This is a genomic window from Roseixanthobacter finlandensis (genome assembly GCF_043195105.2).
Lineage (GTDB): Bacteria > Pseudomonadota > Alphaproteobacteria > Rhizobiales > Xanthobacteraceae > NCEH01.
Window position 1 is genome coordinate 3,329,898 of sequence record NZ_CM195536.1, and the last position, 15,443, is coordinate 3,345,340.

A 15,443-nucleotide genomic window follows, 5' to 3' on the forward strand; every position below is an offset into this window, starting at 1 on the left:
CGCAAAGCCGACACGCGTCGCAAACCACACAGCCAAAGATCAACAATATTATTGCATTTCAATCTCTTACTGGATGGCACGGGACTTGCTGAAATCATCTCAGACAGGTCCAATCAGTGAGGGCGGACAATGATCAATCTGACGGATAGTGCTGTGAATGCGGTGCGGACGGCCATGACCTCGGCCGCCGAGCCCGCCAGCGGCTTGCGCATCCAGGTCGAGGCGGGCGGCTGCGCCGGCTACAAATACCAGATGGGCCTCGTGGCCGAGGGCGATCCCGATGACACGGTGATCGAGCGCAACGGTGTGAAGGTCTTCGTGGACAACAAGAGCCATGAATATCTGGCCGGCACCACCATCGACTTCGTGGTGGCCCTGGAAGGGTCGGGCTTCACCTTCGAGAATCCCAACGCCAAGTCCAGCTGCTCCTGCGGCAAATCCTTCGGCTGACCTCGCTGCCTCCTTGCTCCGGCATGCGCTTTGCTCACGGCGCGCGCGCATGCCGGCTTCCGCAGAAATCTTCTCCAGGAGAATGTCATGCTGGCCGAAACCGAGAATGTGCAGGCTCCCCCCGCCGAAGACAGCGAGCGCGTGCGGATCATCAAGGCGGTGATCGAGGACGTGCGCCCGAACCTTCAGCGCGACGGCGGCGATTGCGAGCTGCTGGGTATCGAGGGCAACAAGGTGATGGTCCGGCTCACCGGCGCCTGCGTGTTCTGCAAGCTGGCCAGCATGACGCTGGAGGGCATCCAGTCCAAGGTGGTCGAGCGGCTCGGCGAGCTGGTGCGCATCGTGCCTGTGGCCGGCGCGGCAAAGGCACGGCACTGAAAGAGACATACGGTGCCGATCTATCTCGATAACAATGCGACGACGCGCACGGACCCGGCCGTCGTCGCAGCGATGTTGCCTTATTTCACCGAGCAGTTCGGCAATGCCTCCTCAGTCCACGCCTTCGGCAGCGAGGTCGCAACCGGCCTGAAAGCCGCCCGCAAAGGCCTTCAGGCTTTACTGGGGGCGGCTTTCGACCATGAGATCGTCTTCACCTCGGGCGGCACCGAATCCGACAATACCGCTATCCTGTCCGCGCTCGATACGCAGGAGGGGCGCGACGAGATCGTCACCTCGGCGGTCGAGCATCCCGCGGTGCTTGCACTCCTCGAACATCTGCAGGCGACGCAGGGGGTCAAGGTCCACATCATCGGCGTCGACGCCAGCGGCCGGCTGGACCTCGATGCCTATCGCGACGCGCTCGGGCCGCGCACGGCGCTGGCCTCGGTGATGTGGGCGAATAACGAAACCGGCACCCTGTTTCCTGTGGCGCACCTCGCCGAGCTGGCGCATGCCGCCGGCGCGCTGTTCCATACCGATGCGGTACAGGCGGTCGGCAAGGTTCCCGTCGACCTCCAGGCGACGCAGATCGATATGCTCTCGCTGTCCGGACACAAGCTGCACGGCCCAAAGGGCATCGGCGCGCTCTATGTGCGCAAGGGCACGAAACTCAGCCCCCTGGTGCGCGGCGGCCCGCAGGAGCGGCGGCGGCGCGGCGGCACGGAGAATGTGCCCGGCATCATCGGCCTCGGCAAGGCGGCGGAGCTCGCCCTTGCCCATCTCAAGGCCACACCCGGCGAAGTCGGCACCCTGCGCAACCGCCTGGAAGACAGCGTTGTGCAGCAGATCGGCCATTGCCTGGTGCTGGGCGATCGGGACAACCGCCTGCCCAATACATCCAATGTGGCGTTCGAGCATCTCGAAGGCGAGGCGATCCTCCACCATCTCAACCGCGCCGGCATCGCCGCCTCGCTGGGATCGGCCTGCTCGTCCGGCTCCATGGAACCCTCGCATGTGCTGCGCGCCATGGGCGTGCCGGCAAGCGCCCTGCGCGGCGCCATCCGCTTTTCGTTCTCGCGTGAAAATACGGTCGATGAAGTTGACCGGGTTTTGCAGGTGCTGCCCGAAATCATCACGAAACTCCGGACATTGTCACCCAACTGACAATGAAGCGGCACGTCTACACCGGAATACCCGTCCCCAGTTCACGGAGCTTATTATGAAGATCATGATCCGCCGCTCGCCCGAGACCGGCCTGTCCATCTACGTGCCCAAGAAGGATCTCGAGGAGCCGATCGTCGAGACCGAACACGAGACCCTGTGGGGCGGCTGGATCAAGATCGCGAATGGCTGGGTGCTCGATCTGCCCGAAATGGCCGAAGGCACCACGCTGCCGATCACCATCAACGCGCGCAAGCGTGGCGAAGAAGGTTGAACGTCGATGAACGCCCCGATTCCCCATATCGATTTCGCCAACGCCGTCGATGCTGAGGCGGTGCTGACCAAGGTCGCCGAGCAGATGCGGGCCGGCATGGTCGTGCCCTATCTCGGACCCGGCCTGACAGAGCTGTCCAAGCCCGCCATCCCCATGAATCCGGAGGCATTGGCGGCCTTCTTCGCCACCAAGGTCGCCCTGCCGCGGCGCGCCAAGGGCAATGCCTGGGCGTCCGCCCAGCACATCGAGAGCATGAAGCACCGCTCCACCGTCACCGCGCTGATGAACGAAGCCTTCAGCCCGCCGGTTGAGCCCACCGCTTTGCATCGCTATCTCGCGACCCTGCGCCTGCCGATGATCGTCGACACTTGGTACGACGGCGCCATGCGCACGGCCCTGTCGGAGCGCACCGACTGGGGCGAGGTGCAAGGCATCACCCGCGCCGGCATCGGCGAAGATCGCTGGTATCGCTTCTACGACGCCGCCGGTGTAGAATCCGAGCGTGCCGCAGCCCCCGGCTGGGCGACGCTGCTCTACAAGCCGCATGGCTCCATCGCGCCGGCCAAGAACTTCCTGATTTCCGACGCGGATTATGTGGAGGTCCTGACAGAAATCGACATTCAGACGCCGATTCCGGACGTCGTGAAGGATCGCCGCACGCAGCGCACTTTCCTGTTCATCGGCTGTCGGTTCAACGACCAATTGTTGCGAACCTACGCGCGCCAGATTTCCAAGCGTTCGGGCTCGCAGCATTTTGCGATCGTCGAGCCGCAGGCCCTGTCCAAGAACGAGACGCGCTTCTTCATCTCCCAGGGCCTCACGCCCATCGCCTTGCCGCTGGAGCGCGCCGTGGAGATTCTGCGCGGCTGACCTGGCTGCGCGGCTGACCTGCCTGCCCTTCCGTCTGATGTCCATCGGAGCGCCTTGGCGCTCCGATGTGTTTTTGAGGGGCACCTCCCCCCTAAGGCCGCCGCCCGGCACCCGCGATATCTGTAATCTTTCCAACATACCGTCAAAGCTTTCGTCGGCACGTGTTCGCAAGGCGACAGAGCAGGATTGTCGGCAAGAAATTGATATTGCTCAAATTCAGGTATTTTCAGGCGCTGGCACGCGAGTTGCTCGTATCTCCCCAGGACATTTTTGAATTTGGCCAGCAACGGGGAACGGACATGCACGCATTAGCACAGCACGAAGGCGCATCGGCCGGAAGCGTCGCGAATGTCAGCGAAGTCATGCAGGCGATTGCGGAGCACAAGGGCTGCGGCACATCGGGCGGCAGCGGCAAGGCAAGCTGCGGCTCGGCCGCGGGCCAGGGCGACCTGCCGACGGAAATCTGGGAGAAGGTCAAGAACCATCCCTGCTACAGCGAGGAAGCCCACCACCATTACGCCCGCATGCACGTGGCCGTGGCGCCCGCCTGCAACATCCAGTGCAATTACTGCAATCGCAAATACGACTGCGCCAACGAGTCCCGCCCGGGCGTGGTGAGCGAGAAGCTGACCCCGGAACAGGCCGCCAAGAAGGTGCTCGCGGTCGCCTCCACCATCCCGCAGATGACGGTGCTCGGCATCGCCGGCCCCGGCGATCCGCTCGCCAATCCGGAGAAGACCTTCAAGACCTTCGAGCTGATCTCGAAGACCGCGCCGGACATCAAGCTCTGCCTCTCCACCAACGGGCTTACCCTGCCCGACCACGTGGACACCATCGCCGGCTTCAACGTCGATCACGTCACCATCACCATCAACATGGTGGACCCGGAGATCGGCGCGAAGATCTATCCCTGGGTGTTCTGGAAGCACAAGCGCTACACCGGCGTTGAAGCCGCCAAGCTGCTCACCGACCGTCAGCTGCTGGGCCTGGAAATGCTGACCGAGCGCGGCATCCTGTGCAAGGTCAACTCGGTGATGATCCCGGGCATCAACGACAAGCACCTGGTCGAGGTGAACAAGGCCGTGAAGTCGCGCGGCGCCTTCCTGCACAACATCATGCCCCTCATCTCGGCGCCCGAGCACGGCACCGTGTTCGGCCTCACCGGCCAGCGTGGTCCGACGGCTCAGGAGCTGAAGGCCCTGCAGGACAGCTGCGAGGGCGAGATGAACATGATGCGTCATTGCCGCCAGTGCCGCGCCGATGCGGTCGGGCTGCTAGGCGAGGATCGCAGCGCCGAATTCACCACCGACAAGATCATGGCCATGGAGGTCAATTACGACCTCGACAGCCGCAAGGCCTACCAGGCCATGGTGGAAGAAGAGCGCGTCGCCAAGGTCGCCGCCAAGCAGGAAGAGCTGACGACGCTCGCCGGCGAGCAAAGCGACATCAAGCTGCTGGTGGCGGTCGCGACCAAGGGCTCCGGACTCATCAACGAACATTTCGGCCATGCCAAGGAGTTCCAGGTTTATGAACTCTCCACCGCGGGCGCGAAATTCGTCGGCCACCGGCGCGTCGACCTCTATTGCCAGGGCGGCTATGGCGACGAGGACAGCCTGGAAACAGTGATCCGGGCCATCAACGACTGCCATGCGGTGTTCGTGGCCAAGATCGGCGGTTGCCCGAAGGGCGATTTGCAAAAGGCGGGCATCGATCCCGTGGACCAATACGCCCACGAATTCATCGAGAAGTCGGCCATCGCCTGGTTCAAGGCCTACCTCGACAAGGTGAACAGCGGCGAGATCGAGCATGTCGAGCGCGGTGACGCCGAGATCCGCCAGGGCGCGCTGATCACCGCCGCCTGATCTTTCGAATACCGATGAAGTCTAGGAGCAGACGATGGCCCTGAAGATCATTGCCTCGCAGTGCACGAGTTGCTCAGCCTGCGAGCCGGAATGCCCCAATGTGGCGATCCGGGAGAAGAACGGAACGTTCATCATCGACCCCAAGAAGTGCACCGAGTGCATCGGCCACTTCGATGCACCGCAATGCACCGCGGTATGCCCGGTCGACGACACCTGCGTCATCGACACGTCCTATCCCCGCTACCAAGCTCCGGCCTGAGGCGTCCAGCCATGAATTTCACCATCACCCCGGCGGCTGAAAAATTCGTACGCCTCATGCTGCGCGCAGACGGCGGCGCCACCAGCGGCTTCCGGCTGGCGGTGACGCCCGGCGGATGCTCGGGCCTTTCCGCCGACATCGCGGTCCTGCCCGCGCCTTCGGCCGGCGATGCCATCGTCGAACGCAACGGCGTGCGCTTCTTCCTGCCCGCCGAAAGCCGGCTCCTGTTGGACGGCGTCACCATCGACTTCGCCGACACGCCCGCCCAGACCGGGCTCGTGTTTCGCGATCCAAAGGCCCATTCGTGCAGTTCGCACGGTTGAGCCGAAGCCGCGCGAGGGCGAGGTCCCAGCCATGACGCAGACCACAAGTTTGGACATGGCAGGCCCTGGCCTCGACGATGGCCTGTTGGCGGCAGCCCTCCTTGGTGGAGGGCTGCCGCCAGCGGCCGAGGCGCACCTTAATCAGGCCGGCCATTCCTATCACCAGGACGAGGTCGCGGAACGCCATCTGCGCGAGGCCCAGGCGCTCGCACCTGGGCACGCCGCCGTGCTGATCGGCCTTTATCGCTTTTATTTCTACAAAGGGCGACTTGCGGAGGCGCTCGAGGTGGCGAAACAATGCCTGGAAAAGGCGGCCCGCGAGAACAATCTCGCCCCGCGCTGGCAGGACGTGAGCGCGGGCGACGCCGAGTTCGGCCGCTACGACGCCATGCTGCCCCGCTTCTATCTGTTCACCCTGAAGGGCTACGCCTATCTCCAGATGCGCCTTGGCGCATTGGAAGAAGGGCGCGCGGCCGTCACCAAGTTGATCCAGCTGGACCCCAGCGACAAGATCGGCGCGAAGGTATTGCTCGACGTTCTCGAACGCATTGGGCAAGACGATGATGGATGAAATCGACGAAGCCCGCGATTGGCAGGGCAATGAAATTGATTGCGCCGCCTGTGCGCACCAGGACATGCTCAGCGCTGGCCTCTGTCGGCTGAAGCATGCCTGTGTGCACGACCGCTATGCCCGGCGCATCGATCGTTTCTTCAATTGGAATCCGGGCCTCTCCAACAGCTATATCGCCCATCCCCATTTCGAGGTCCGGGCGATCTCAGCTAAGCACGCGAGCCCGTTCGTGCTCCAGCCGCTGCTGGACGACCCGGAAGAAACCGTGCGCTGGAACGCCGCGCGGCGGCTGCCGAAGCGGCTGATCCTGCGGCTGCGGCACGACCCCCATCGCGAGGTGCGCATCCGCATCGTCTCGCTGCTCGACGACGCCGAGCTGATCCCCATGATGGCGGACCCGGATTATTACGTGCGCCTGGTCATCGCCCGGCGCGTCGCGGCGCCGCTGCTGGCGCGCATGATCGACGACCCGGAGGTGGAAGTCCGCAGGATTGTCGCGCAACGCCTGCCGCGCGACTGGTTGCTGCAGATGGTGGACGATGCCGACGCGGCGGTCCGGCTGGAGATTGCGCAACGCCTCTCGCCGGATCTCCTGGCCCGCCTGCGACACGATCCCGATTGGCGTGTGCGCTACGAGGTGGCGCGCCAGATCGCGGTTGAAGACATCGCCGAGCTCGCCGACGACGCGGATGCGTTCGTCCAGGACATGGCGCGCTCACGCAGATTGAACAGCCAAGGTCGATCAATGGAGCATCCGCGATGAGCAATATTGTTCGCGATAGCGACGTCGTCGAAATTACCGCCCCTCCATATTTTTCCTTCGGCGAGAAGGTGAAGGCGAAGCGGACCATCCGCAACGATGGCACTTATGCCGGGAAGGAGATCGGCGACATCCTGGCAAAGAAAGGCGAGGAGGGATACGTGGTCAGCATCGGCACCTTCCTCCAGCAATTCTACATTTACGGCGTCGAATTCATGGAAAGCGGCAACCGCGTCGGCATGAAGAAGAAGGAACTGGAGCCGGTTCTTTCCCGCGACGACATGGCGGACATTCCCCTGCCCGGAGGAACCATAGCGTGATCGAGCCCAGGCTTCCGAAATACCAATGGGGACAGCGCGTGAAGGCGACAATCGACCTTCACAACGATGGCTCGTTTCCCGCCGCCCCGCTGGAGGCGCTGCTGGTGGCCACCGGGGCCACCGGCGAAATTGTCCAGGTTGGCACACACACTGAGGCGAACATGCCAATTTATCTCGTCGAATTCGGCGAACACCTGGTGATCGGCTGCCTGGAAGAAGAAATCGTTCCGCTCTAAATCTTGTTCGACAATCTTCGGCTTGCCGAACATTTTGCAACAATTTGCCTGGTCGCAATTATCGCACGCATACCGCTGCGCGTTCCTGCAGAGACTGCACGAGAGCATGAGCTGGGCCATGAATTCGGCGACATTAAAATTTCCGCCGACACCCGTGTCGGCGCACCCGAACGAGCTGGATCGACGGCGCATCGCGCGCGGCATCAAGGCGCGGCGGCGTTACCGCTACGTGGAGCCGAGCGTTGTGGATGTCGACGGCGGCTATCGCATCTCCAGTCCTTGCTGCTCGCGGAACATCGACGCCGCGGGCGGAATCATCGACGTCGCCCTGCTCCTGTTCGAGCCGGAGAACGCCACCTGGCGTCTGTTCTGGAAAAACCACAAGACCGGTGCTTGGGAGCTTCACAGCGTTCATGTCCGCCTGAGCTCCATCCTCGATCAGCTGAACCTCGATGATGAGCGCACATTCTGGCAATGATTTTGCATAGATAAAATTGTCAGATCTCCAACACAGGATCATGAACATGGCGTTGAAAGCGGACGACTTGACGCAGATCGACCAGATACTTTCAGCCGTGGACGCGGATGCGGGCGTATTCGCGGATTTGCGCAAGCGGTTTCCGCATTTGTCCTGGACCCGGTGCGATGCGTCGGATGTGACTGAAACCCCGTTCCGAATCTATCCGAAGTTCGAGGTCCACCTGCTGGATGCCGCCGATCATTGCGTGCTGATCACGACGGACCCGGAACGCGCCACCGGCATCGTGCTCGCAGCCCGAAAGACGATGCCATGACCGAGGCCGCCCTTTCCGAAGAACGCGACGACGTCGCCGCCGCCGGTGAAGATGAGGTGGAGCTGATTCCGCTCTCCGATCCGGATATTACGCTGGCCGAGATCGAAGCGGTGGACGCCGCCATGCGGGCGCCGCGCCTTTCCGCCGGCCCGGGCGTGACCGCCTTCGAGGATGCCTTCGCCGCCTATCTCGGCCGCAAATATGCGCTCGCGGTTCCAAGCGGCACGATCGGCCTGTTGCTTGCGCTGAAGGCCGCGGGCATCGGGCCGGGCGACGAGGTGATCGCCTCGTCCTATTCCTTCCGCGAGACCGCCCACGCCGTCAGCCTCGCCGGCGCCCGCCCGGTATTCGCGGACATCGATTATTGGGCCGGGACGCTCGCGCCGGAAAAGGCCGAGGCGAAGATCACGCCGCACACGCGCGCCATTATCGCCGCCAACACCAATGGCCACCCCGCCGCCTGGGAAGGCCTGCGTGCACTCGCGCAGCGCCATGGCCTTGTCCTGCTGGAAGATTCCACAGAGGCCATCGGCTCGCGTTATCAGGGCAAGCTGGTGGGCACCTTCGGCGACATGTCGGTGTTCGATTTCGCCCAGCCCTCCGCCCTCACCTGCGGCGAAGGCGGGATGCTGGTGACCGACGATATCGATCTTGCGGTGACCGTGCGCCGGCATCGCGCGCACGGGTTGGAAGAGCGCGGCTCCGTGGTGGTGAGCGGCTCGGCGCCCTATCAGGCGAACATGAGCGACATTTCCGCCGCGCTCGGCCTTGCCCAGTTGAAACGCATCGACGAGATCCTGGAACGGCGGCGGCTGATCGAGCACTTGTATTACAAGCATGTCGCGTCGTTCGAGGGCATCAAGGATCCCTATGTGGGGCCGGATGTTACCGAGGTGAACTGGTTCCTCTATCTGGTGCATCTCGGAAACCGCTTTTCGCGCTCCAGCCGCGACGCCATTGTCGAAGACTTGCGGGTCGAGGATGTGGAGGCGGCCGGATACTGCAATCCGCTTCATATGCAGCGTCATTATCTGGACATGGGGTATCGCCGCGGCGACCTGCTGGTGACTGAAAAGCTCGCCGACCGGGCCGTGGCCCTGCCGTTCCACACCCATCTCACCGAAGATCAGATCGAATTCATCGTGGCCACGATGAAGGATGCATCCATCAATGTGGGCGCCGGCGCGGCGATCTACTGAAATTCTGGTGGGGACTCGTAGATTTCAATATCGCAAAATCAAGCCTAGGAGAAGAAAATGACCACGCTTACCGTTATGCCCTCCGGCAAGTCTTTCGATGTCGCGGAAGGTTCCAGCCTGCTGGCGGCGATGCTCGGCGCGGAGATCGGCATCGCGCACAAATGCGAAGGCAAGGCGAGCTGCGGCAGCTGCCATATCTTCGTGCTGGAAGGCCGCAAAGGCCTGTCCAAGATCGCCCGCGAGGAGAATGAGAAGCTCGATGCCATCGTCGGTGTCAGCTCCAAGTCGCGCCTTGCCTGCCAGGCGAAGGTGCTCGGCACCGAAAACATCAAGATCGAGCTGCTCGGCTTCGATTCCTGACCGGCAAGGAGGAAAAAATGGAAATCGTCATTATCCATGCTCGCTTCGTGCCGAACGGTTCGGTGGTCGAGATCAGCGAACGCCCGGCCGGTCTCACCCCGCAGGACTGGTTCAACCTGCTCAGCGACCGCGCCGGCGATGTCTACCAGGCATTCTCGGGCGGACGCGGGGTGTTCCGCATCGAGAAGGCAAAGCTTGAGACCCTCAAGGCGGAAGCAATCTCAAGCGCGGCCTGACGGCAGGACTTAGCCCTCGCACATGTCTGCCAAGCGATAAAGGCTGGTCCCTGAAGGGATCAGCCTTCGCATGTAAACATGCCCGCTTTGCGATGATTGCGCCCTGACGGCGCGGGGCGGGGCGGATAGATACATCATCCGCCCACACAGGCCCAAGATCAGCGGCTCATTTGAGAAACTGGCCCTGGAACAAGGCCATCTTCTCCGCCGTATCAAGACCACTCTGCACCGGCCAGCGATGGTCGAAGAAGAAGGTCTTCACGTCCCGGGTCATGTCCTTGCCATGGATGTACCAACGCTCGACCCCATCCGGCCCGATAATCGCCGGACCGTCCGCGCGGTGCACCACGTCCCCATCGAGCCAGAGCTTCGTATCGCCGTAGAGATAAATTCCGGCCTTGCGGGACATGTCGTCCTGATTGCGTTCTTCCACGACAAACATCTGGCTCATGACGATCCCTTAAAGCGTTGCGTTCGCCCCGCTCTCGCGATGCAAGATCCGTGCGCGGCTCATCTCCGACACACCTCATTCCCCGCGTGCTTCATGCCGCCCCAACGGCGGCCCCATGCCCGAGCGCCGCGGTGTTGTACCCTTCCTCGCGCAGCACCCGCTGGACGGCGGGCCGGGCGAGCATCCGCCGGTAATGGGCGAGGAGATTTTCCGGCAAAGCGATGCCGGTCTTCTCGGCCCAGAATTCCACATAGAACAGCACCGGATCGGCAGCCGAGAAGGCCCCCGCCAGATAAGGCCCTGGGCCGATCGCCGCGTTCAGCACCTCGAAGCCCTTGCACACGATGTCCCGGCCGAGTTGGCGCACGCGCTCGTGCTCCGCGACCTCACGAGCGAAGGTGGATGTCGCGAAGATGCGCGCGAACCCCTGGCCGTGGATCGTTCCCACCACATAGGCCATGGCTTCCACGAGCCGCGTCTGAAGCTCCACATCTTCCGGCCAGAGCTTCGCACGCGGCCGGCTGCGCGCCAGCCAATAGGCGATGGCCTGGACCTCGGTGAGCGAAGAGCCATCCGCGCGCACAAGGGTCGGAATTGTCGATTTTGGGTTGATCGCGACATAGTCCGGTTTGAAATGATCGCCGGCGGGCAGGTTCACGATCGTGACCTCGAACACCTCCTCCAGTTCCTCCAGCAGGATGTGAATGCCCGTGGAGCAAGATCCCGGCGTCATATAGAACTTCATCAGGGCCATGGTTCGTCCTCGCCATGTCGGGAAACGGGCAGACCCGCGCCTGCGGGCGTCTCGCGGCATGCTTCATGCAAATATCGGGGCATTCCCCCGTGCAGGAGCCACTTGTGCGGGACATGTGACCGGGAGCGTCGCGTTTGCGACAGAAACCAGTATGGCCCTCGACCTGAAAACACCCTGGACCACGGCCGATGTCAGCGCCTTGCTGGCCTCGGTCGCCGATGACCGCAGTTGGCGCCTGGAGGTCTCCTCGGAAGGCATCGCACGGCTCAACGATCTCACCGTGGTGCCCGATGCGGCTTATGAAGACCAATTGCACTGCTTCTTCGAAATCTGGGACGAAGGCACCGATTTCGTCGGGCCCGGCGCAGCATCGGACAGCGCCTTGTGCCGCAAGCTGGAACGCCTTTTGCGCGACAATTATCCGGTGCTTCAGGGTGCGCGCACCCTGTCCGCGATCTGACGCACGGCGTCTGCGGCCACGCCGTCGCGAAGGGATGCAGGGGCTTGCCGATGTCTCCAGGGGAAATCCAGGTTTTCGTTATTTGCGCGGCGTCGAGCATCGCGCCCGGCGGGGTGAAATCGTTCCGCCTGTCCCGCGTCGTCGAAACCGGGGAGAACCGCGAGACCCGCCCCTTTCCCATCTTCATCGTGCGTACGCTCACCAATGATTATTTCGGCTATTCGAACGTCTGCCCGCACGAAGGTCGCTGGCTGAATATCGGCTCGGGTGAATTCTTCACGCCCGATGGGGAATTCCTGCGGTGCGGGCGGCACGGCGCGACCTTTGAAATCGATACCGGGGCCTGCGTGAAGGGACCCTGCAAAGGCAAGAATCTGGAGCCCCTCGCTTTGGCCGTAGTCGATGGGGAGGTGTGCGTATGCGGCATCGAGCTGGTGGAAGACGACGGCTTTCCCGATCCCTTCAGCGACCTCGATGAAACCATGGAAATCATGATCCACCCGGAATGACGGGCGGCGGGAGAATACGCATATGGCGGAGCCGGCCGAAGAGCATTGCCGCTTCTTTGTCTCCTATACCGGGGTGAAACTGCCCTTCACCCTGGTCAACGCAATCGAGGCGGATGCGCTGTCCAACCGCAACACGTTCATCCGCGCCTATTTCGATCCGGCTGGCGTGCTGCGCGGCTTCGACAAGGTGGTCTACGGCGAAGTGGAACTCTCCCATCGCTATGCCTACCACCCCAACGGCCGGTTGAAGCGCGCCGAGATCGTGATGCTGGACGAGGAGCCGGCGGCCCTGAGCTTCGACGAGACCGGCGCGCCGCGTCCGGGCGCGGACCTGGTGCCGGAAACGGATCTGGCGGCGGAAAATGAGGGATGCGGATCATCATGACTGTCGCACAATTGCTCGATGCGCTCATGCAGATGCCGAAGGACGCGGTGGTCCTGATGGAGACCGACGGCGGCCTCTCGCGCGTCGACGCGCTGGATTTCGTGGAAGACCATGGCCCCGGCGCTCCGGCGGAGGTCATCTTGCTTCCGAGCATGGATGAATAGAGCCAAGCGGGCGCAGCTGACGCCCCCGCGATGAAGATGCGACGTCTTTATGTCGGGCTTCCTTCACGCTGAACTCGGAACAAGGGACGAATTGGGGGAAATTCCTGCGGTTTCCCACGCTCCACGGCGATGGCGAGCAAATTGCTTTGCCCTGAGCAGAGAAGATCTTCGGCAAGGGAAGCGGCGGAGCCATGAACCATCTGTCGGGCGAAACCAGTCCTTACCTGCTCCAGCACAAGGACAATCCGGTCCACTGGCAGGTGTGGGGCGAGGAGGCGCTTGCCGCTGCGCAGGCGGCAGACAAGCCGATTCTGCTCTCCATCGGCTATGCCGCGTGCCATTGGTGCCATGTCATGGCGGCGGAAAGCTTCGAGAATGCCGAAACCGCCGCCCTGGTGAACGATCTGTTCGTTCCCATCAAGGTGGACCGGGAGGAACGGCCGGACCTCGACCTCATCTATCAGAACGCCCTCACCCTGCTCGGACAGCGCGGCGGCTGGCCGCTGACCATGTTCCTGACCCCGAAGGGCGAGCCGTTCTGGGGCGGCACCTATTATCCGCCCGAAAGCCGCCATGGCCGTCCGGCGTTTCGCGACATGCTCAGCCGCGCGGCGCAGGTCTATTCCGGCCAAAAGGAGACGGTGGAGAAGAACACGCAAGTGCTGCGCGCGGGCCTCGCCCGCTTGTCCGAGCCACCGCCGGACAATCTGCTCACCCCCGACATATTGGACGAGATCTGCCTTAAGTTCTCGGACCTCATCGACGAGGTGGACGGCGGCATCGGGCAGGCGCCGAAATTCCCCCAATCCCCCGTGCTCGCGCTTCTGTGGCGCGGCTATAAGCGCACCGGCAAGGCCAAGCTGCGCGACGGCGTGCTGCTGACGCTGGATCGCATGTCGCAAGGCGGCATCTACGACCATCTCGGCGGCGGCTATTCGCGCTATTCCACCGACAATGCCTGGCTCGTCCCGCATTTCGAAAAGATGCTCTACGACAACGCCCAATTGGTCGAGCTGCTGACCTGGGCCTGGCAGGAAACGGGCAATCCCCTGTATGCCGAGCGGATCACGGAAACCGTCGCCTGGATGCTGCGCGAGATGCGCGTGGACGGCGGTGCGTTCGCCGCCGCCCTCGATGCCGACAGCGAGCATGAGGAAGGAAAATTCTACGTCTGGACCGCAGCCGAGGTCGAGCGCGTGCTGGGTCCGGAGGCCGCGCTTTTCAAGGCCCATTATGACGTGCACCGGATCGGCAATTGGGAGGGGCGCAGCATCCTCAACCGCTCCGAGAAGCCGGACCTTGCCGATCCTGCCACAGAATCCCGCCTCGCCGCCGCGCGTGAAAAGCTGCTCGCGGCGCGCGACGGCCGCGTGCGTCCGGGCCGCGACCACAAGGTCCTGGCCGATTGGAACGGCCTTGCCATCAGCGCGCTTTGCCTCGCCGGCGGCGCCTTGGGCCGGGAAGATTGGATCGAGGCGGCGGGACAGGCGTTCTCCTTCATCCTGGCGCAGATGACCAACGCACGGGGCCGTCTGCACCATTCCTGGTGCGCGGGGCGAACCCATCCCGGCCTGCTGGATGATTATGCCGCCATGAGCCGGGCCGCCCTGACGCTCTACCAGACGCGTTCGGATCCCTATTATCTTGCCTGCGCGGAAACCTGGGTGGAGCATCTGGAAGCCCAGTTCCGCGACAAAGAGCGTGGCGGTTATTTCCTCACGCCCCAGGATGCGCCCGGTCTCATCGCGCGCATCCGCAACGCGTTCGACCATGCGACCTCCTCGGGCAACGGGATGATGGTGGAGGTGTTCTCCACCCTCTTCCTGCTGACAGGAAAGGGGGAATATCGCGCCCGCGCGGAACGGCAGATTGGCGCCTTCGCCGGCGAGGTGGCGCGCAATGCGATACCGCTTGCAGCCTTCCTCAGCGGCCTCGATGCCTTCGCCAACAGCGTGCAGATCGTCATCCGCGCCGGCACTGGAGAGCGGGAATTGCTGGATGCCGTTCAAGCCTGCTGCATCCCAAACCGGGTGCTGCGGGTGCTGGGCGCGGGCGAGCAAACCCCGCTCGGTCATCCCGCGCACGGCAAGGAGAGCATTTCGGGCAAGGCCACCGCCTATGTCTGCATCGGCGATACCTGCTCGCTGCCGGTCACCGATCCGGAACTCTTGCAACTCGCCCTTTCGGGCCGGCAGGCACCGCCCGTGGGCCAAAATCTGGAGGTGAGCCATGTCTGACGTGGCGGTCCAACTCTCTATGTTCGAACGCATCGGCGGTGCGACCACCATCGATCGCCTGGTGGAAGCTTTCTATCGCCGGATGGACACATTGGAGCAGGCCCAGGAGATCCGTGCCATGCATGCGCCGGATCTTTCGGCCACAAAGACTCTGCTCAAGCGCTATCTGTGCGAATGGACGGGCGGGCCGAAGCTCTATTCCGTGGAAAAGGGCCATCCGCGCCTGCGCCAGCGCCACATGGGCTTCAAGATCGGCAATGCGGAGCGCGACGCTTGGCTGGCGTGCATGCGCGGCGCGCTGGAGGAGACCGTCGACGACGAGGCCGCCCGACGGGAGATCGACGACGCGCTCGCCAAGCTTGCCGACTGGATGCGCAACCAGGCCGACAATCCGCACGATTCCGGCCACGCTCGCCCGTAAAGGCGGGGG

The 15,443-nt window shown here is 63.2% G+C and carries 25 protein-coding genes; 23 read left to right on the forward strand and 2 right to left on the reverse strand.

What is annotated here, in order from left to right; all coding sequences use genetic code 11:
- The first annotated feature begins 129 nt into the window (after positions 1-129).
- From V5G24_RS15795 to V5G24_RS15875, 17 genes are all read left to right on the forward strand, one after another.
- Positions 130-450 (forward strand): HesB/IscA family protein, encoded by a 321-nt coding sequence (locus V5G24_RS15795; RefSeq protein WP_348844637.1) that lies wholly within the window; start codon positions 130-132, stop codon positions 448-450.
- An 87-nt stretch (positions 451-537) separates the two neighbouring features.
- The gene (locus V5G24_RS15800; RefSeq protein ID WP_394081279.1) at positions 538-828 is read left to right on the forward strand and encodes a NifU family protein; all 291 of its coding nucleotides are present in this window, start codon (positions 538-540) and stop codon (positions 826-828) included.
- Positions 829-900: 72 nt separating this feature from the next.
- A complete protein-coding gene (gene nifS / locus V5G24_RS15805; RefSeq protein ID WP_509292324.1) occupies positions 901-1,992 on the forward strand; it encodes a cysteine desulfurase NifS in 1,092 nt (363 codons plus the stop codon).
- A 55-nt stretch (positions 1,993-2,047) separates the two neighbouring features.
- Complete coding sequence (nifT, locus tag V5G24_RS15810; protein ID WP_394065991.1) at positions 2,048-2,263, forward strand: putative nitrogen fixation protein NifT; 216 nt, start codon at positions 2,048-2,050, stop codon at positions 2,261-2,263.
- 6 nt (positions 2,264-2,269) lie between these two features.
- Positions 2,270-3,133: an SIR2 family NAD-dependent protein deacylase gene (locus V5G24_RS15815; protein ID WP_394081275.1), complete on the forward strand. Its 864-nt coding sequence runs from the start codon at positions 2,270-2,272 to the stop codon at positions 3,131-3,133.
- A 299-nt stretch (positions 3,134-3,432) separates the two neighbouring features.
- Positions 3,433-4,995: a nitrogenase cofactor biosynthesis protein NifB gene (gene nifB, locus V5G24_RS15820; protein ID WP_394046580.1), complete on the forward strand. Its 1,563-nt coding sequence runs from the start codon at positions 3,433-3,435 to the stop codon at positions 4,993-4,995.
- Positions 4,996-5,029: 34 nt separating this feature from the next.
- The gene (locus tag V5G24_RS15825; RefSeq protein WP_394081273.1) at positions 5,030-5,254 is read left to right on the forward strand and encodes a 4Fe-4S binding protein; all 225 of its coding nucleotides are present in this window, start codon (positions 5,030-5,032) and stop codon (positions 5,252-5,254) included.
- Between the two features lie 11 nt (positions 5,255-5,265).
- Positions 5,266-5,577 (forward strand): HesB/IscA family protein, encoded by a 312-nt coding sequence (locus tag V5G24_RS15830; protein WP_394081271.1) that lies wholly within the window; start codon positions 5,266-5,268, stop codon positions 5,575-5,577.
- A gap of 31 nt (positions 5,578-5,608) precedes the next feature.
- Positions 5,609-6,148, forward strand: coding sequence for a tetratricopeptide repeat protein (locus V5G24_RS15835; protein WP_509292245.1), 540 nt, complete (start codon positions 5,609-5,611; stop codon positions 6,146-6,148).
- Positions 6,138-6,911, forward strand: a complete 774-nt coding sequence (locus V5G24_RS15840; RefSeq protein WP_394081267.1) for a 4Fe4S-binding leucine-rich repeat protein — start codon at positions 6,138-6,140, stop codon at positions 6,909-6,911. Before V5G24_RS15835 ends, V5G24_RS15840 begins: the two co-directional genes overlap by 11 nt.
- Entirely contained in the window at positions 6,908-7,228 is a 321-nt protein-coding gene (locus V5G24_RS15845; protein ID WP_394065997.1) for a nitrogen fixation protein NifZ, read from the forward strand. The genes V5G24_RS15840 and V5G24_RS15845 overlap by 4 nt, the downstream gene beginning before the upstream one ends.
- Positions 7,225-7,464, forward strand: coding sequence for a nitrogen fixation protein NifZ (locus V5G24_RS15850; RefSeq protein ID WP_394046570.1), 240 nt, complete (start codon positions 7,225-7,227; stop codon positions 7,462-7,464). Before V5G24_RS15845 ends, V5G24_RS15850 begins: the two co-directional genes overlap by 4 nt.
- A gap of 118 nt (positions 7,465-7,582) precedes the next feature.
- Complete coding sequence (locus V5G24_RS15855; RefSeq protein WP_394081265.1) at positions 7,583-7,942, forward strand: DUF3024 domain-containing protein; 360 nt, start codon at positions 7,583-7,585, stop codon at positions 7,940-7,942.
- A 46-nt stretch (positions 7,943-7,988) separates the two neighbouring features.
- Entirely contained in the window at positions 7,989-8,258 is a 270-nt protein-coding gene (locus V5G24_RS15860; protein WP_394081263.1) for a DUF6129 family protein, read from the forward strand.
- Positions 8,255-9,457, forward strand: a complete 1,203-nt coding sequence (locus V5G24_RS15865; RefSeq protein ID WP_394081261.1) for a DegT/DnrJ/EryC1/StrS family aminotransferase — start codon at positions 8,255-8,257, stop codon at positions 9,455-9,457. The genes V5G24_RS15860 and V5G24_RS15865 overlap by 4 nt, the downstream gene beginning before the upstream one ends.
- Before the next feature lie 57 nt (positions 9,458-9,514).
- Positions 9,515-9,817 carry a 2Fe-2S iron-sulfur cluster-binding protein gene (locus V5G24_RS15870; protein ID WP_394081259.1) on the forward strand — a complete coding sequence of 101 codons (303 nt, stop codon included), beginning with the start codon at positions 9,515-9,517 and terminating at the stop codon, positions 9,815-9,817.
- A gap of 17 nt (positions 9,818-9,834) precedes the next feature.
- Entirely contained in the window at positions 9,835-10,053 is a 219-nt protein-coding gene (locus V5G24_RS15875; RefSeq protein WP_394081257.1) for a hypothetical protein, read from the forward strand.
- Positions 10,054-10,219: 166 nt separating this feature from the next.
- Here V5G24_RS15875 and V5G24_RS15880 read toward each other — a convergent pair whose 3' ends face one another.
- Together V5G24_RS15880 and V5G24_RS15885 are read right to left on the reverse strand one after the other, a co-directional pair.
- Positions 10,220-10,504, reverse strand: coding sequence for an aldehyde dehydrogenase (locus V5G24_RS15880; RefSeq protein WP_394081255.1), 285 nt, complete (start codon positions 10,502-10,504; stop codon positions 10,220-10,222).
- A 91-nt stretch (positions 10,505-10,595) separates the two neighbouring features.
- Positions 10,596-11,249 (reverse strand): glutathione S-transferase family protein, encoded by a 654-nt coding sequence (locus V5G24_RS15885; protein WP_394082086.1) that lies wholly within the window; start codon positions 11,247-11,249, stop codon positions 10,596-10,598.
- A gap of 160 nt (positions 11,250-11,409) precedes the next feature.
- Between V5G24_RS15885 and V5G24_RS15890 the strand changes: the two genes are divergently transcribed.
- The 6 genes from V5G24_RS15890 to V5G24_RS15915 all read left to right on the forward strand — a co-directional run bounded on the left by V5G24_RS15890 (position 11,410) and on the right by V5G24_RS15915 (position 15,434).
- Positions 11,410-11,718 carry a hypothetical protein gene (locus V5G24_RS15890; RefSeq protein WP_394081253.1) on the forward strand — a complete coding sequence of 103 codons (309 nt, stop codon included), beginning with the start codon at positions 11,410-11,412 and terminating at the stop codon, positions 11,716-11,718.
- Between the two features lie 50 nt (positions 11,719-11,768).
- Positions 11,769-12,227, forward strand: a complete 459-nt coding sequence (locus V5G24_RS15895; protein WP_394081251.1) for a Rieske (2Fe-2S) protein — start codon at positions 11,769-11,771, stop codon at positions 12,225-12,227.
- Positions 12,228-12,249: 22 nt separating this feature from the next.
- A complete protein-coding gene (locus tag V5G24_RS15900) occupies positions 12,250-12,612 on the forward strand; it encodes a DUF6156 family protein (protein ID WP_394081249.1) in 363 nt (120 codons plus the stop codon).
- Positions 12,609-12,776: a hypothetical protein gene (locus tag V5G24_RS15905; RefSeq protein WP_394046550.1), complete on the forward strand. Its 168-nt coding sequence runs from the start codon at positions 12,609-12,611 to the stop codon at positions 12,774-12,776. Before V5G24_RS15900 ends, V5G24_RS15905 begins: the two co-directional genes overlap by 4 nt.
- Positions 12,777-12,967: 191 nt before the next feature.
- Positions 12,968-15,013 carry a thioredoxin domain-containing protein gene (locus V5G24_RS15910; RefSeq protein ID WP_394081247.1) on the forward strand — a complete coding sequence of 682 codons (2,046 nt, stop codon included), beginning with the start codon at positions 12,968-12,970 and terminating at the stop codon, positions 15,011-15,013.
- Entirely contained in the window at positions 15,006-15,434 is a 429-nt protein-coding gene (locus tag V5G24_RS15915; protein WP_394081245.1) for a group II truncated hemoglobin, read from the forward strand. The genes V5G24_RS15910 and V5G24_RS15915 overlap by 8 nt, the downstream gene beginning before the upstream one ends.
- The last annotated feature ends 9 nt before the right edge of the window (positions 15,435-15,443 follow it).